Source organism: Providencia rettgeri (assembly GCF_041075285.1).
Classification (GTDB): Bacteria; Pseudomonadota; Gammaproteobacteria; order Enterobacterales; family Enterobacteriaceae; genus Providencia; species Providencia rettgeri_G.
The window spans coordinates 3,385,539-3,401,890 of sequence record NZ_CP163512.1 but is presented as its reverse complement, the minus strand read 5'-3'; the positions used below and the strand labels follow the sequence as shown (position 1 = coordinate 3,401,890).

Annotated in this window: 9 protein-coding genes, 1 tRNA gene, 2 rRNA genes and 1 riboswitch; of the genes, 8 read left to right on the top strand and 4 right to left on the bottom strand. The window is 42.6% G+C overall.

Annotated elements, in window-relative coordinates; all coding sequences use genetic code 11:
• Window positions 1–37: 37 nt before the first annotated feature.
• Together AB6N04_RS15620 and AB6N04_RS15615 are read right to left on the bottom strand one after the other, a co-directional pair.
• The gene (locus AB6N04_RS15620) at window positions 38–385 is read right to left on the bottom strand and encodes a hypothetical protein (RefSeq protein WP_369309152.1); all 348 of its coding nucleotides are present in this window, start codon (window positions 383–385) and stop codon (window positions 38–40) included.
• Window positions 386–471: 86 nt separating this feature from the next.
• Window positions 472–798 (bottom strand): pilus assembly protein, encoded by a 327-nt coding sequence (locus tag AB6N04_RS15615; protein ID WP_369309151.1) that lies wholly within the window; start codon window positions 796–798, stop codon window positions 472–474.
• Window positions 799–2,266: 1,468 nt separating this feature from the next.
• Here AB6N04_RS15615 and oxyR point away from each other — a divergent pair.
• On the top strand, window positions 2,267–3,172 hold the full coding sequence (oxyR, locus tag AB6N04_RS15610; RefSeq protein ID WP_369309150.1) for a DNA-binding transcriptional regulator OxyR: 906 nt from the start codon (window positions 2,267–2,269) through the stop codon (window positions 3,170–3,172).
• A gap of 136 nt (window positions 3,173–3,308) precedes the next feature.
• Here oxyR and sthA read toward each other — a convergent pair whose 3' ends face one another.
• Window positions 3,309–4,706, bottom strand: coding sequence for a Si-specific NAD(P)(+) transhydrogenase (sthA, locus tag AB6N04_RS15605; protein ID WP_369309149.1), 1,398 nt, complete (start codon window positions 4,704–4,706; stop codon window positions 3,309–3,311).
• Window positions 4,707–5,075: 369 nt separating this feature from the next.
• Between sthA and fabR the strand changes: the two genes are divergently transcribed.
• Entirely contained in the window at window positions 5,076–5,732 is a 657-nt protein-coding gene (gene fabR, locus AB6N04_RS15600) for an HTH-type transcriptional repressor FabR (protein WP_369309148.1), read from the top strand.
• Window positions 5,733–5,744: 12 nt separating this feature from the next.
• Complete coding sequence (locus AB6N04_RS15595) at window positions 5,745–6,134, top strand: YijD family membrane protein (RefSeq protein ID WP_369309147.1); 390 nt, start codon at window positions 5,745–5,747, stop codon at window positions 6,132–6,134.
• Window positions 6,135–6,330: 196 nt separating this feature from the next.
• Here AB6N04_RS15595 and trmA read toward each other — a convergent pair whose 3' ends face one another.
• Complete coding sequence (gene trmA, locus AB6N04_RS15590; protein WP_369309146.1) at window positions 6,331–7,428, bottom strand: tRNA (uridine(54)-C5)-methyltransferase TrmA; 1,098 nt, start codon at window positions 7,426–7,428, stop codon at window positions 6,331–6,333.
• A 110-nt stretch (window positions 7,429–7,538) separates the two neighbouring features.
• Window positions 7,539–7,839, top strand: a riboswitch (cobalamin riboswitch).
• Window positions 7,840–7,912: 73 nt separating this feature from the next.
• Here trmA and btuB point away from each other — a divergent pair.
• The 5 genes from btuB to AB6N04_RS15565 all read left to right on the top strand — a co-directional run bounded on the left by btuB (window position 7,913) and on the right by AB6N04_RS15565 (window position 16,255).
• Window positions 7,913–9,805 carry a TonB-dependent vitamin B12 receptor BtuB gene (gene btuB, locus AB6N04_RS15585; RefSeq protein ID WP_369309145.1) on the top strand — a complete coding sequence of 631 codons (1,893 nt, stop codon included), beginning with the start codon at window positions 7,913–7,915 and terminating at the stop codon, window positions 9,803–9,805.
• Window positions 9,750–10,613 carry a glutamate racemase gene (gene murI / locus AB6N04_RS15580; RefSeq protein WP_369309144.1) on the top strand — a complete coding sequence of 288 codons (864 nt, stop codon included), beginning with the start codon at window positions 9,750–9,752 and terminating at the stop codon, window positions 10,611–10,613. Before btuB ends, murI begins: the two co-directional genes overlap by 56 nt.
• A 527-nt stretch (window positions 10,614–11,140) precedes the next feature.
• Window positions 11,141–12,680 (top strand): 16S ribosomal RNA (locus AB6N04_RS15575).
• Between the two features lie 88 nt (window positions 12,681–12,768).
• Window positions 12,769–12,844: transfer RNA gene (locus tag AB6N04_RS15570), tRNA-Glu, on the top strand.
• Between the two features lie 389 nt (window positions 12,845–13,233).
• Window positions 13,234–16,255, top strand: a 23S ribosomal RNA gene (locus tag AB6N04_RS15565).
• Together the 16S and 23S rRNA genes with 1 tRNA gene alongside form the textbook arrangement of a ribosomal RNA operon.
• The last annotated feature ends 97 nt before the right edge of the window (window positions 16,256–16,352 follow it).

The window sequence follows — 16,352 nt, the reverse complement described above, 5'->3', positions numbered from 1 at the left end:
TAGCATGACTACCCCAAATCCCATAACACGTATCTTTTTAAATATATTTGATAGTTAACATTCCTAACTGCTTTTCTTTATTAACCCAGTTATATGAATACTCATTTCTACCATCATTAATGACTTTCCAACCTTTTATTTGAGTCACATTATTTAACGCTATATTTGAGGTTGTGGTATTTGTCTTCTCATTTAAGCAATTTAATATAATTTCATTGTCTGTTATGTTATTTGTGCATGCAGGATGAAAAACCGCACCGTAAAAATGAATCATATTCGCGGATTGGTCATTACTGGCATTAGCACGACATAAGCTTGACGCTGAAAGTAATAATAAAGCTGTTAATGAGAGGGTTAATACTTTGTTCATTATTGAATTTTGCATAATAGTATCCTACAACCAAATTATATAAAAAAATCAGTTGGCTATATGTCTATGTTTTATATTAAAAAGGTTAGGTTATATAATAATTAAGCTTGCTGAACTGATAACATTGCAAATCCTTTTTCTTTATCAGTCCAATTCAACTGATAAATACTACGGTTGCTCTCTAATACTTTCCATTCTGCTGACTTTTTCTCTTTATCAACATTAATAGAAATAGAGCTCATTTTTTTTGTGTTATCATTGTAAAAAGTTAGGTCAACTCCATTTTCATTGACATCATAGCTACATGGTGGGATAACAATGGCCGCTTTAAAGTTAATCGTATTTTCTTTCGCTTGAATATTAGCAGAGAACAATGAAGTTGCGATTAAAGTTAATGCTAATACTGAAGAGATTTTATTTGCTTTCATGATATTTATTTCCTAAATAAAAGTTTAAATGAATTTGTTTATTGTTTACATGCTCGTGTATTGCTATGGGAAGAATTATAAAACGAAAAACTCCTTAAAGGTGTAAATCTAAAAATTCAAATGTGTGAAAATATAATAGAAACTTGTCATTACCTCTGCATGGCAAATTGTATTTAAAGAAAACACGATCAAGGATAAAATTCTGGTATTATGCGGTTTTTGTGGTTGCATATCCCGCAATATCCATTTTATGTCGTCTTTTATTGGTTTTATCTGTTGTCGATCAGTTTGAAATCATAAGAGCGCTCCTTAGGTTGATATATAAAATTTCAATTATGTATTGGTATTTTTAATTAACTTTCTAATGGAAATTTACAAACTTTATATGATTATGAAAAAAAATATGACAGAATGTTTCTGGGCTAGCTTTATTTAAATCAAATTTTAAAAATTTAACGAGTATGGCAATCTTTGTTTTATTACTTTCTTGATTAAACTTATGCCATCTATCATATAAATGTTTCAGTATTGATTTAAATTACGATGAATATCGTAATTTATGCCTCTCAACTTTAACTTTCTGTTGTTGATTTTTTTGCTATTAAGCTTTTATATAGGGACAGTTCATGTACTCTTGTCACTAAACTTGTATTTAAACGATATTACTCATTCTTCGCGTTATTCGTCTTGTATGAGCACGGCTCAAGCGTGATAAATAACTTCTAATATGGGACTATAAGTTTTGTGTAACCAAGATCATTCTGTTTATAATATTGCTGTGTTATGTACGCTTTTTATATTCTAGCGCGTCATTAGGATTGACTTGATAAGAAAGGTTAATAGTGTCCATAGCGTTTTGTCCTCTTTATCATCATTGATGAAAAACATTTAGAAGCGACGATACTATATGAAACCATTAATTATGGGCTTGCAGGGATTTTGCTTTATCTTTCCTTATTGCAAATATATTGTCTATTTTGGTTTTTTCTAGGGTGTATTTGTGTATAAATGTGTATAAAATTTTAAAAAAGAGATTTTGCACGTTATATTCGCAAGACGAAAGTATAAAAATAATATGATAAATTGCCTGCTTTGAATTATAAGTCATTATTTTTGTATTTTTAGCTGCACTCCAGTACTAGTATATTATTACTTAAAGATTATGAATATAGTGTTACATATTGATTTATGTAATAAATGTTTAATAGAAAGATGTGTTATGTGAGTGAAATTTGATAAAAAAAATTCACCATTTATGCAAAGAGAGGTTAAGTTTACTTTATTGTCCATTGATACATTTTGTTTCTAAATGTTACTATTTGTTTCAGTTTTGGCAGTAAACTAAGTAAAAACAGGGAAGTTTTCGAGGGATTTACAATATATTAATAGATAAAACAAAACAATATCATTATAGTGATTGGTATTATCTATCTTTGGATGACAAAGAATTCACGAAAGGAAAAGAAATATGAATATTCGAGATTTAGAGTACCTTGTTGCACTCGCCGAACATAAACACTTTAGACGCGCCGCGGATTCTTGCCATGTCAGCCAACCAACACTGAGCGGACAAATTCGCAAATTAGAAGAAGAGCTGGGTGTGATGTTATTAGAAAGAACCAGTCGTAAGGTGCTTTTTACTCAGCAAGGACTGTTGCTCGTTGAACAGGCGCGTACTATTTTGCGGGAAATAAAAGTTTTGCAAGAAATGGCGGCACTGCAAGGGGAAAGCATGTCTGGTCCATTGCATATTGGCTTAATACCAACAGTTGCGCCATATTTATTACCTCATATCATTCCACAATTGCACCAAGCTCATCCAAAGTTAGAAATTTATTTGCATGAAGCGCAAACTCAGCAACTCTTAGCGCAATTGGATAGCGGTAAATTAGATTGTGCAATTTTAGCGGAAGTAAAAGAAACAGACCCGTTTATTGTCGTGCCTTTATTTGAAGAACCAATGAAACTGGCTATTTATGAAAGTCACCCATGGCATGACCGCGATACCATCGAAATGGGCGAATTGTCCGGCGAGAAATTATTAATGTTAGAAGATGGCCATTGCCTACGAGATCAGGCTATGGGTTTTTGTTTCCAAGCGGGTGCGAAAGAAGACACGCATTTTAGAGCCACGAGTTTAGAGACATTAAGAAATATGGTTGCGGCAGGAAGTGGTATTACACTTTTGCCTGATTTAGCTGTTCCAAACGAAGTGTGCCGTGATGGTGTGTGTTATTTAAATTGCATTGAACCTGAGCCAAAACGGACAATTGTTCTGGTATATCGCCCTGGTTCACCTTTACGTGGTCGCTATGAGCAATTAGCGGAAACTATCTATAATTCAATGGATAGCTACTATAGGAATAAAGTCTAGGCTTGGTTATCTTTTCTGCTGATTTTTATCGCTAAAAAAGGTCAGAATACAGCCCCTAGGAATAAAACGTTAAAATAAGCGAGTAGTCGGCTGAGATGATGGTTGCTAGGAAAAAAGCAACCATCATGACTGGCGATTAAAATAGTCGATTTAAACCATTTAATGCCGCAACGCGGAATGCTTCTGCCATCGTTGGGTAATTGAATGTAGTATTCACAAAATATTCAATGGTATTGCCTTCACCTTTTTGTTCCATGATAGCTTGGCCGATATGAATAATTTCAGCCGCCCTTTCACCGAAACAGTGAATACCGAGTATTTGCAACGTTTCACGATGGAATAATATTTTTAAACTACCAACATTCATTCCTGCAATTTGTGCGCGAGCTAAATGTTTGAATTGAGCGCGACCCACTTCATAAGGCACTTTCATTGCAGTCAATTCTTGTTCTGTTTTGCCAACTGAACTAATTTCTGGAATGGTATAAATCCCTGTGGGGATATCTTCCACTAAATGAGCATTACCTAAGCTACCACCAATTGCACGTGCAGCAATTCGGCCTTGGTCATACGCTGCCGAGGCGAGGCTTGGATAACCAATAACATCACCAACAGCATAAATATGTTCATTTGTTGTACGGTAAGCTTTATCAACCTTAATGAGGCCGCGACCATCCGCTTCAATACCAACATTTGCAAGACCTAAACCATCAGTATTACCGGTTCTTCCGTTGGCATATAATAGGCAGTCAGCTTTGACTTTTTTACCTGATTTCAGGTGAACAATAACACCATCATTGACACCTTCGATCTTTTCATATTCTTCGTTATGGCGAATAACAACACCACTATTCCAAAAATGATAAGACAACGCGTCAGACATTTCTTGATCAAGGAAAGCCAATAAATGATCTCGAGTGTTAATCAAATCCACTTTAACGCCTAATCCACGAAATATTGAAGCGTACTCACAACCGATAACCCCCGCACCATAAATAATGACGTGGCGAGGTTCGTGAGTTAGATTGAGGATCGTATCACTGTTATAAATTCGGGAATGATTGAAATCAACGTCAGAAGGGCAATAAGGACGTGACCCCGTGGCTATCACAATTTTATCTGCACTTAAAACATCACAGCTTCCATCAGCATAGCGCACACTGACATGTTGCTCATCGATAAAAGTGGCTTCCCCTGAAAACATTTGGCAACCATTTCGTTCATAAAATCCTTGGCGCATACGAGTTTGTTGGCTAATAACGGTTTCTGCATGTCGTAGAATTTCAGAGAAAGAGGAGCTTAAGCTGCGGGAATTATCACTATAAAGCGGGTTTTGATTAAATTCGATAATACGGCTAACGGCATGACGGAGGGCTTTTGAGGGAATGGTTCCCCAGTGGGTACAGCCTCCGCCGACATTATTATAACGTTCGATAACAGCAACGTTTTTTCCTTGTTTCACGAGCCCCATAGCGGCACCTTCACCACCGGGACCTGAACCAATCACTATTGCATCAAAATGGGTAAGTTGCATGAGGTAAGACCTGCTCTAAAACAAAATGACAACAATATGTTATCATTAGTTGGTTATTTCGCCTAATTTCCCTTGTCTTTTTGAGGAAATTAATTTGCTAACAGAGTGCATTTTTGGTGAATCTATTTTTTCGCATTCGGGTAGGGTATAGAGAAAAGTGGAAACGTTTCTATAAATACGTAAGAAAATATCAGTAAGAAAGCTTCAAAGCAGGTAAGCGAAGTGCTGAAAATTGTTAATTTGCAAGAAGAGTCGATTTTTCGCTAAACCAGATTAGGAAATATCAGGTATGCTAGAAGATAAGCTCTTGCTTATTATTAACCTTCAATGCGTTCATTAATGTTTAATGACATAGAAATTAGGATCACTGTGAGTAACACTATTGGCGTTAGAGCAAAACAAAAAGAAAAAACTCGGCGTTCACTCGTCGAAGCCGCATTTAGCCAATTAAGCGCTGAACGTAGTTTTACAAGTTTAAGTTTACGTGAAGTTGCACGGGAAGCCGGCATTGCACCGACGTCATTTTATCGTCATTTTAAAGATGTTGATGAGCTCGGTCTCACCATGGTTGACGAAAGCGGTTTGATGTTACGCCAACTTATGCGACAAGCACGACAGCGTATCGCAAAAGGCGGGAGTGTGATCCGCACATCAGTCTCAACTTTTATGGAGTTTATTGGTAATAACCCCAACGCCTTTAGGTTATTATTGCGTGAACGTTCAGGCACATCCGCTGAGTTTCGTGCGGCCGTTGCACGGGAAATACAACATTTTATTGCGGAGTTAGCGGATTACCTGCAACTTGAAAGCCGGATGCCTCGTCATTTTACTGAAATGCAAGCCGAGGCGATGGTGACGATCGTTTTCAGTGCAGGAGCTGAAGCGCTTGATATTGATGAAGAAAAACGCAGGAATCTCGAAGAACGGCTGGTATTGCAACTAAGAATGATCGCTAAAGGCGCCTACTATTGGTACCGCCGTGAACAGGAAAAACAAAATCAAACTGACCCGGATCTTACTCAATAATAAGGAGAATCAATGATGGACCAAAAAAGCTATGAAAGAAGCACATTATTGCTAGCCTTTGTGATTGGCCTTGCAACCCATGGAACCTTTTCAACGTTATTCAACTCGTTAGTCGACTTTTCATTTTTTCCAATTCTGACTCTTATTTTGGCAGCCTATTGTTTGCACCAACGTTACTTACACCAAGCGATGCCTATAGGGCTACCTAAATTTGTTGCAGGTAGCTTCTTTATTGGGATCTTTGGTTATGCTGCGATTTTACGTGTTCAAAACCCTGAAATTGGCTCCAACTTTATTCCAGCAACCTTTATCGTCATTTTAGCGTTATGGATGTATGCGAGCTGGAAAGCACGTAAAAAAGAAAAAGCGGAACTGGCACTTGAGCAAGAAGCTGAGAATTAAGGTTAAATAAGTTTTTCGATAAAACGCCGCATGATATTGCGTCGCCAAACTGCTGACAAACATAACCTGTTTGGCGGCAGATTGGATAGGTTTTGAAAATAAACAAGGAAAACCACGCTTTTATCCCACTTTGTCAACAACCTCACGCCGCATCATATTGCGGCGCTTTTGTATTGAAAGGGGATAGTCTTAACAACTAACGGCGGGTTAAGAGGACGCCACTTTCCATATGATGGGTATAGGGGAACTGGTCAAATAGCGCAAGCTTTTCTATTTTATGAGTTTTATTGAGCTCTGCTAAGTTATCGCAAAGTGTTTCTGGGTTACAGGAAATATACAAAATATGTTCGTATCCTTGAACGAGTTTCACCGTTTTATCATCTAAACCACTACGTGGCGGGTCAACAAAAATCGTATTGCATTGATAATCTGTAAGCGTAATTCCTTCCAAACGTCTAAATTCACGAGCCCCTTGCATTGCTTGGGTAAAATCTTCAGCGGACATTCGGATAATCTGCACATTATTAATATTATTTGCTTCTATATTATATTGAGCAGCGGCAACCGAAGGCTTTGCAATTTCAGTGGCTAATACACGATCAAAATTTTGCGCTAATGCCAATGAAAAGTTCCCATTTCCACAATACAGCTCTAATAAATCACCAGTTGAGTTTTGTGTGGCAGCAATGGCCCATTCCAACATTTTAATATTCACCTGAGCATTAGGCTGTGTGAAGCTATTCTCGACTTGGCGATAGATCATATTTTTGCCATTTACAGGCAAAACTTCATCCACATAATCATTATCAAGCATGATCTTTGTTTTTGAAGCGCGACCGATTAACTGTAAATCAAACCCTTTTTCAACTAATGCGACTTTTAAATTTTTTGCTTCAGTAATCCATTCTTCCCCTAACTTCTTATGGTAAAGAAGTGAAATAATCAGTTTGTTACTTAGCGTCGATAAATAGTCGATTTGGAATAACTTATGGCGCAGTAATTCACTTTGCTTAATCAGTGGCAGCAATGCCGCCATCATTTGATTAATCAATTGGCTAGCAACCGGAAATTGATCGACACGAATGCGTTCTTTAGTCTCTTGATCAAACATGATATGAAATAAATCATCTTTATCATGCCAAACGCGAAATTCTGCACGCATACGGTAATGTGATTTCGGAGATGAAAAAATTTCAGGTTCAGGTGCGTTAAACGGGGCCATCATAGCCTTTAAACGGTCAGTTTTCTCTGCAAGTTGCAGTTCATAGTCTTTGGTGTGCAACGTATTTGGCATACTTGGCCCCATAAAACAGTAAAAAATTCGTATCAGGGGCGAAATTGTAGGGAATGCAGCGAAGATGTCCAGTTTTCATTATCCATCCATAGACACTAAATGCTATTCCACTTAGGATACTAGGCTGTGGTTTTAGGGAACTTGGTGTAAATCCAAGACTGACGCGCAACGGTAATTAAGGTGTCCCCGTCATTCTTCAAGCTACATGGGTGTTGGCATCGCTCAGCTACCCTAGTCACATACTTCAGTATGCTCCTAGGGATATCTTCGCTTGCCGCCGACATGCCACTTGAATTATTTAGGGGATATAACAGGTCGAATTTTCATCTTATATATCGTTTTTATTTCATATATAGAAACTCAACTTGTTACTTTATAAGTCCGATACCTGCCACACACCTTATCGCTTCGTTGAATATTTGCGCGGATCTTATATTCAACCTCGCGGAATTTTAATTTAATTGATTTTCCGAGTGTAATCATAATGAATAATAAAAAGTTGCTGCCATTATCGGCCGCTGCTCTGGCAGTGTTATGTGGTATTTCTTCTCTGGCAAGTGCAAATGCTACCAATAAGTCTGACCAGCTCGTCGTGTCAGCAAACCGTTTTGAACAACCCATTTCTTCTATATTAGCGCCAGTGACCGTTGTGACTCGTGAAGATATTGACCATTGGCAATCAAATACCGTCATTGATGTCCTAAGGCGTTTACCGGGGGTGGATATCGCGCAAAATGGCGGAATGGGACAGATGAGTTCCCTCTTTATTCGAGGTACAGAATCTCGTCATGTTTTAGTGTTAATTGATGGAGTTCGTTTAAATCAGGCAGGTATTTCAGGTTCATCCGATATGAGCCAAATCCCGATTTCTCTGGTTCAGCGTATTGAATATATTCGCGGCGCACGCTCTGCCGTTTATGGCTCTGATGCTGTTGGTGGTGTAGTGAATATCATCACCCGCCGTGATAATGATGGAACCACGTTGAATGCAGGTATCGGCTCTTATGGTTATCAAAACTATAACGGTTCAACTCAGCAAAAGATTGGTGAAAACACCACAGTTACTGGTGCTGCTGCTTATACGTATACCAAAGGGTTTGATGTGGAGGCTAGGGGGAATACTGGCGGACACCCACAACCAGATAAAGATGGCTTCCAAAATAAAACGTTATGGTTGGGTGTTGAACATCAATTTGCTACAGATGTTTTAGCGTATGCAAGAGCCTATGGTTATGATAACCGTACCCGATATGATGCATATTATGATCAATATGCAAATTTGCTTGTCGATACACGTAAGTTATATAGTCGCACCTATGAAACGGGTGTTAAATATCATCAAGAGAAGTATTCTACTTCATTAATGGGTAGCTATAGTCACGTTAAAGATTATAACTATGACCCAAGATATGGTCAGTATGGTAAAGGTTCCCGTATTGATGATTCTAAGCAATATAACGTTCAATGGGGAAATAACTACCAATTAGAACATGGTACTGTTTCGGCTGGTGTAGACTATCAAAAACAAACCATAGAAGCTGGAACTTCTTCATTACCAAATAATGAATCTGTCAATAACACTGGATTTTATTTAACGTCTCAGCAAGCAATTTCTGCTTTTACTCTTGAAGGTGCAGTAAGATCTGAAAAACACTCAGAGTTTGGTTGGCATACAACATGGCAAGCGGGTGCAGGATGGGAGTTCATTGACGGTTATCAGCTTACAGGCTCTTATGCTACAGCTTATAAAGCGCCAAATATTAGTCAGCTATATGCGTCAGCACCATATGGTAATCCAGAGCTAAAGCCAGAAGAAAGTAAACAATGGGAAGGTGGAGTGAAAGGGCTTACTGGCCCTCTAAGTTGGCAATTGGTCGCATATAAGAATGAAATTACTAACCTTATTGATGCAAAAGCTGAGACTAATTGGGGATGGAGAAATGTCGGTGAAGCAACGATAAAAGGAATAGAATGGAATGGTGATATGGATACAGGCATATTCCGTCATCAGTTTACATATCAATATACCGATCCTAGAGACGATAAAACAAACAAAGTTTTAATTCGGCGTGCTAAGCAACAAGTTAAATATCAACTAGATTGGAATGTTGCCAATATAGATTGGGGGTTAACTTATCAATATATTGGCTCTAGATATGATAAAGACTTTGGTCAATATGATAATAGTACTGGTGACTATAAAAGATTAAAACTCGGTGGCGTTAGCATCTGGGATCTCACTGCGGCATATCCAATCACTTCACATCTCACAATTCGTGGTAAAATAGCTAATATGTTCGATAAAGACTATGAGACCGCGTATGGTTATCGCACCGCTGGAAGAGAATATTTCCTTACCGGAAGCTACAACTTCTAATAACAACCTATCTGTTCGCCCGACCATTCTGGTGTTTGACTCTGGAGTGGGCGGGTTATCTGTCTATCGTGAAGTCAAAAAAATGATCCCGAATGCGCACTATATCTATGCATTCGATAATGAAGCTTTTCCTTATGGTGAAAAAAGTGAAGAGTTTATTATTGATAGGGTCTATCAAATTGTAAATGCGATAGCGTCAAAACATCCTTTAACAATTGCTATTATTGCCTGCAATACTGCAAGCACTGTTAGCTTGCCGAATCTAAGGGCGCATTTTACCTTCCCTGTTGTGGGCGTGGTTCCTGCAATTAAGCCGGCAACGAAACTCACTCGTAATGGCGTGGTTGGGTTATTGGCAACTAAAGGGACGGTAAATCGCGAATATACCAAAGAACTAATTGACCGTTTTGCTACGGATTGCCAAGTCATCTCATTAGGTTCAGCGGAACTAGTCCAATTAGCGGAAAGAAAGCTGCACGGGGAGAACCTACCGTTAGAAGAGGTTGCACAAACTGTGAGGCCATGGATAAGAATGCCGGAGCCTCCAGACACAGTGATTTTAGGTTGTACCCATTTCCCTCTATTAATAGAAGAACTGGAAAAAGTGCTACCAAATGGGACAAGGTTTATAGATTCAGGGGCTGCAATCGCCAGAAGAACACTTTGGCTGATAAACAATCAGGCAGAAATTCATAATTCTAACGAAGATGACTTTGCGTACTGCTTGTTAATGAATGATGCAGTACAGAGTTTAAGGCCAGTACTTGAAGCAGAAGGGTTCAATTCGCTGGAAAAACTAGCACTTTAACGTAAATTCGTTGAAAAGCTGAGCGAACGAAAAAAAATATTAAAAAAAGGGTTGCCAGATTTTTCTGACTCCCTATAATGCGCCACCACTGACCGGGAACAAGACAACGCAAAGCGCGATGAACACTGAAACGGCAGCGAGAGGTTCTGAAAAGAAAAAGCAAAAAATTGCTTGACTCTCACGGAGGAAAACGTATTATACGCCTCCTCGCGACAACGACCTTGAAGTCGAAAATCGAAAGATTCAGTCGCAACGCTCTTTAACAATTTATCAGACAATCTGTGTGGGCACTCACAGGACACTATCAAAAAAATATTTGATTTTAAGTCTTGAAGAGTGACTAACACGTTAATTCATATATGAACTAACAATGTGACAATTCGATTATGGAAGGATAACGCGAAGGCGAGTGAGTATTTCCGAGACAGTACTTAAGTACGGCGAGGAAAACGCAACAAAGCCGACAAAGTTAGCCGAACATAAGCGGATTGGATTAACAGTTTAATTCTTTGAGCATCAAACACTTTTAATTGAAGAGTTTGATCATGGCTCAGATTGAACGCTGGCGGCAGGCCTAACACATGCAAGTCGAGCGGTAACAGGGGAAGCTTGCTTCCCGCTGACGAGCGGCGGACGGGTGAGTAATGTATGGGGATCTGCCCGATAGAGGGGGATAACCACTGGAAACGGTGGCTAATACCGCATAATCTCTAAGGAGCAAAGCAGGGGAACTTAGGTCCTTGCGCTATCGGATGAACCCATATGGGATTAGCTAGTAGGTGAGGTAATGGCTCACCTAGGCGACGATCCCTAGCTGGTCTGAGAGGATGATCAGCCACACTGGGACTGAGACACGGCCCAGACTCCTACGGGAGGCAGCAGTGGGGAATATTGCACAATGGGCGCAAGCCTGATGCAGCCATGCCGCGTGTATGAAGAAGGCCCTAGGGTTGTAAAGTACTTTCAGTCGGGAGGAAGGCGTTGATGCTAATATCATCAACGATTGACGTTACCGACAGAAGAAGCACCGGCTAACTCCGTGCCAGCAGCCGCGGTAATACGGAGGGTGCAAGCGTTAATCGGAATTACTGGGCGTAAAGCGCACGCAGGCGGTTGATTAAGTTAGATGTGAAATCCCCGGGCTTAACCTGGGAATGGCATCTAAGACTGGTCAGCTAGAGTCTTGTAGAGGGGGGTAGAATTCCATGTGTAGCGGTGAAATGCGTAGAGATGTGGAGGAATACCGGTGGCGAAGGCGGCCCCCTGGACAAAGACTGACGCTCAGGTGCGAAAGCGTGGGGAGCAAACAGGATTAGATACCCTGGTAGTCCACGCTGTAAACGATGTCGATTTGGAGGTTGTTCCCTAGAGGAGTGGCTTCCGGAGCTAACGCGTTAAATCGACCGCCTGGGGAGTACGGCCGCAAGGTTAAAACTCAAATGAATTGACGGGGGCCCGCACAAGCGGTGGAGCATGTGGTTTAATTCGATGCAACGCGAAGAACCTTACCTACTCTTGACATCCAGAGAATTTAGCAGAGATGCTTTAGTGCCTTCGGGAACTCTGAGACAGGTGCTGCATGGCTGTCGTCAGCTCGTGTTGTGAAATGTTGGGTTAAGTCCCGCAACGAGCGCAACCCTTATCCTTTGTTGCCAGCGATACGGTCGGGAACTCAAAGGAGACTGCCGGTGATAAACCGGAGGAAGGTGGGGATGACGTCAAGTCATCATGGCCCTTACGAGTAGGGCTACACACGTGCTACAATGGCGTATACAAAGAGAAGCGACCTCGCGAGAGCAAGCGGAACTCATAAAGTACGTCGTAGTCCGGATTGGAGTCTGCAACTCGACTCCATGAAGTCGGAATCGCTAGTAATCGTAGATCAGAATGCTACGGTGAATACGTTCCCGGGCCTTGTACACACCGCCCGTCACACCATGGGAGTGGGTTGCAAAAGAAGTAGGTAGCTTAACCTTCGGGAGGGCGCTTACCACTTTGTGATTCATGACTGGGGTGAAGTCGTAACAAGGTAACCGTAGGGGAACCTGCGGTTGGATCACCTCCTTACCATTGAAGTGTACTTGTGAAGTGCTCACACAGATTGTCTGATGAAATAGAGAGTAAAGCCAATCTAAGATTGACTGAAGAACTTGTTGTCCCCTTCGTCTAGAGGCCTAGGACACCGCCCTTTCACGGCGGTAACAGGGGTTCGAATCCCCTAGGGGACGCCACTTCAGGATATCGAAAGGCTGCGCGTCAACATTTCTGTGTTGTGCGGTGCTCGCGATAGCTTTTACTCAATAATGATTAAGCCTATTACAGTGTAGTAGGTTTAACAATTATGCTCTTTAACAATCTGGAACAAGCTGAAAATTGAAAACAACGCACATCGTTTATCGCTTAAACGATGTGAGAGTCTCTCAAAAATCTCAACTCAAGATGTTCTTTGTCATGATGGCAAAACGTAATGAGCGAGCAGTCAGCGATTCAAGGCGGCCAGCGCACAGCAAGCGCAGCGTACATGAGTACGTGAGCATTGCGAGCACTGCCCAACATAGAATCGATGCACGCGCAGCCATTACCCGTCAGAATGACACGAAAAGACACCTTCGGGTTGTGAGGTTAAGCGACTAAGCGTACACGGTGGATGCCTAGGCAATCAGAGGCGATGAAGGACGTGCTAATCTGCGAAAAGCGTCGGCAAGGTGATATGAACCGTTATAACCGACGATATCCGAATGGGGAAACCCAGTGCAATTCGTTGCACTATCGTTTGATGAATCCATAGTCAAACGAGGCGAACCGAGGGAACTGAAACATCTCAGTACCTCGAGGAAAAGAAATCAACCGAGATTCCCCTAGTAGCGGCGAGCGAACGGGGAGCAGCCCAGAGTCTTAATCAGCATTAGCATCAGGAGAACGGTCTGGAAAGTCCGGCAGTAAAGGGTGATAGCCCCGTATCCGAAGGTGTTGGTGTTGTGAACTCGACGAGTAGGGCGGGACACGTGTTATCCTGTCTGAATATGGGGGGACCATCCTCCAAGGCTAAATACTCCTGATTGACCGATAGTGAACCAGTACCGTGAGGGAAAGGCGAAAAGAACCCCGGCGAGGGGAGTGAAATAGAACCTGAAACCGTGTACGTACAAGCAGTGGGAGCACCCCTTCGGGGTGTGACTGCGTACCTTTTGTATAATGGGTCAGCGACTTATATTCTGTAGCAAGGTTAACCGAATAGGGGAGCCGTAGGGAAACCGAGTCTTAACTGGGCGAATGAGTTGCAGGGTATAGACCCGAAACCCGGTGATCTAGCCATGGGCAGGTTGAAGGTTGGGTAACACTAACTGGAGGACCGAACCGACTAATGTTGAAAAATTAGCGGATGACTTGTGGCTGGGGGTGAAAGGCCAATCAAACCGGGAGATAGCTGGTTCTCCCCGAAAGCTATTTAGGTAGCGCCTCGTGAACTCATCTTCGGGGGTAGAGCACTGTTTCGACTAGGGGGTCATCCCGACTTACCAACTCGATGCAAACTACGAATACCGAAGAATGTTATCACGGGAGACACACGGCGGGTGCTAACGTTCGTCGTGAAGAGGGAAACAACCCAGACCGCCAGCTAAGGTCCCAAAGTCATAGTTAAGTGGGAAACGAAGTGGGAAGGCTCAGACAGCCAGGATGTTGGCTTAGAAGCAGCCATCATTTAAAGAAAGCGTAATAGCTCACTGGTCGAGTCGGCCTGCGCGGAAGATGTAACGGGGCTAAACTATGCACCGAAGCTGCGGCAGCGAACGTATCACTTAAACTGATTAAGTGGTACTGCAATGTATCAAAACGATTGACGGAACGCAGTGACGTCAATGCGTTCATCAAAGTCGAGGCGGTAACGCACGGCAAGTCAGTTTAAGGATACGTTCGTTGGGTAGGGGAGCGTTCTGTAAGCCTGTGAAGGTGTACTGTGAGGTATGCTGGAGGTATCAGAAGTGCGAATGCTGACATAAGTAACGATAATGCGGGTGAAAAACCCGCACGCCGGAAGACCAAGGGTTCCTGTCCAACGTTAATCGGGGCAGGGTGAGTCGACCCCTAAGGCGAGGCAGAAATGCGTAGTCGATGGGAAACGGGTTAATATTCCCGTACTGGTGATAATTGCGATGGGGGGACGGAGAAGGCTAGGCTGGCCGGGCGACGGTTGTCCCGGTTTAAGGATGTAGGTGGGTGAATTAGGCAAATCCGGTTCACTATACACTGAGATCTGATGACGAGTCACTACGGTGGCGAAGTAGCTCATGCCCCGCTTCCAGGAAAAGCCTCTAAGCTCTAGATTATCATTAATCGTACCCCAAACCGACACAGGTGGTCAGGTAGAGAATACTCAGGCGCTTGAGAGAACTCGGGTGAAGGAACTAGGCAAAATGGTGCCGTAACTTCGGGAGAAGGCACGCTGGCATTAGGTGAAGTGATTTACTCATGGAGCTGAAGCCAGTCGCAGATACCAGCTGGCTGCAACTGTTTATTAAAAACACAGCACTGTGCAAACACGAAAGTGGACGTATACGGTGTGACGCCTGCCCGGTGCTGGAAGGTTAATTGATGGGGTTATCCGTAAGGAGAAGCTCTTGATCGAAGCCCCAGTAAACGGCGGCCGTAACTATAACGGTCCTAAGGTAGCGAAATTCCTTGTCGGGTAAGTTCCGACCTGCACGAATGGCGTAATGATGGCCAGGCTGTCTCCACCCGAGACTCAGTGAAATTGAACTCGCTGTGAAGATGCAGTGTACCCGCGGCAAGACGGAAAGACCCCGTGAACCTTTACTATAGCTTGACACTGAACATTGAGCCTTGATGTGTAGGATAGGTGGGAGGCTTAGAAGCGTGGACGCCAGTCTGCGTGGAGCCAACCTTGAAATACCACCCTTTAATGTTTGATGTTCTAACGTTGCCCCGTTATCCGGGGTGCGGACAGTGTCTGGTGGGTAGTTTGACTGGGGCGGTCTCCTCCCAAAGAGTAACGGAGGAGCACGAAGGTTGGCTAAGCATGGTCGGACATCATGCGGTTAGTGCAAAGGCATAAGCCAGCTTGACTGCGAGAGTGACGGCTCGAGCAGGTACGAAAGTAGGTCTTAGTGATCCGGTGGTTCTGAATGGAAGGGCCATCGCTCAACGGATAAAAGGTACTCCGGGGATAACAGGCTGATACCGCCCAAGAGTTCATATCGACGGCGGTGTTTGGCACCTCGATGTCGGCTCATCACATCCTGGGGCTGAAGTAGGTCCCAAGGGTACGGCTGTTCGCCGTTTAAAGTGGTACGCGAGCTGGGTTTAGAACGTCGTGAGACAGTTCGGTCCCTATCTGCCGTGGGCGTTGGAAGATTGAAAGGGGCTGCTCCTAGTACGAGAGGACCGGAGTGGACGCACCACTGGTGTTCGGGTTGTCATGCCAATGGCACTGCCCGGTAGCTAAGTGCGGAAAAGATAACCGCTGAAAGCATCTAAGCGGGAAACTTGCCTTGAGATGAGTCTTCCCTGACTCTTAAAGGGTCCTAAAGGAACGTTTAAGACTAAGACGTTGATAGGTTGGGTGTGTAAGCGTAGCGATACGTTGAGCTAACCAATACTAATGAACCGTGAGGCTTAACCTGACAACACCGAAGGTGTTTTAGAGAGAGTGTGTTGATATTCAAGAGGGTGAGAAGCCGAAAGGTGAAGGACACAACAGCTTGTTCAAGATTGCACTTC

Excerpts from the sequence above, each read along its gene's own strand:
- AB6N04_RS15620 (WP_369309152.1), bottom strand. The coding sequence starts at position 385 with ATGCAAAATTCAATAATGAACAAAGTATTAACCCTCTCATTAACAGCT.
- AB6N04_RS15615 (WP_369309151.1), bottom strand. The coding sequence starts at position 798 with ATGAAAGCAAATAAAATCTCTTCAGTATTAGCATTAACTTTAATCGCA.
- oxyR (WP_369309150.1), top strand. The coding sequence starts at position 2,267 with ATGAATATTCGAGATTTAGAGTACCTTGTTGCACTCGCCGAACATAAA.
- sthA (WP_369309149.1), bottom strand. The coding sequence starts at position 4,706 with ATGCAACTTACCCATTTTGATGCAATAGTGATTGGTTCAGGTCCCGGT.
- AB6N04_RS15595 (WP_369309147.1), top strand. The coding sequence starts at position 5,745 with ATGATGGACCAAAAAAGCTATGAAAGAAGCACATTATTGCTAGCCTTT.
- trmA (WP_369309146.1), bottom strand. The coding sequence starts at position 7,428 with ATGCCAAATACGTTGCACACCAAAGACTATGAACTGCAACTTGCAGAG.
- btuB (WP_369309145.1), top strand. The coding sequence starts at position 7,913 with ATGAATAATAAAAAGTTGCTGCCATTATCGGCCGCTGCTCTGGCAGTG.
- murI (WP_369309144.1), top strand. The coding sequence starts at position 9,750 with ATGGTTATCGCACCGCTGGAAGAGAATATTTCCTTACCGGAAGCTACA.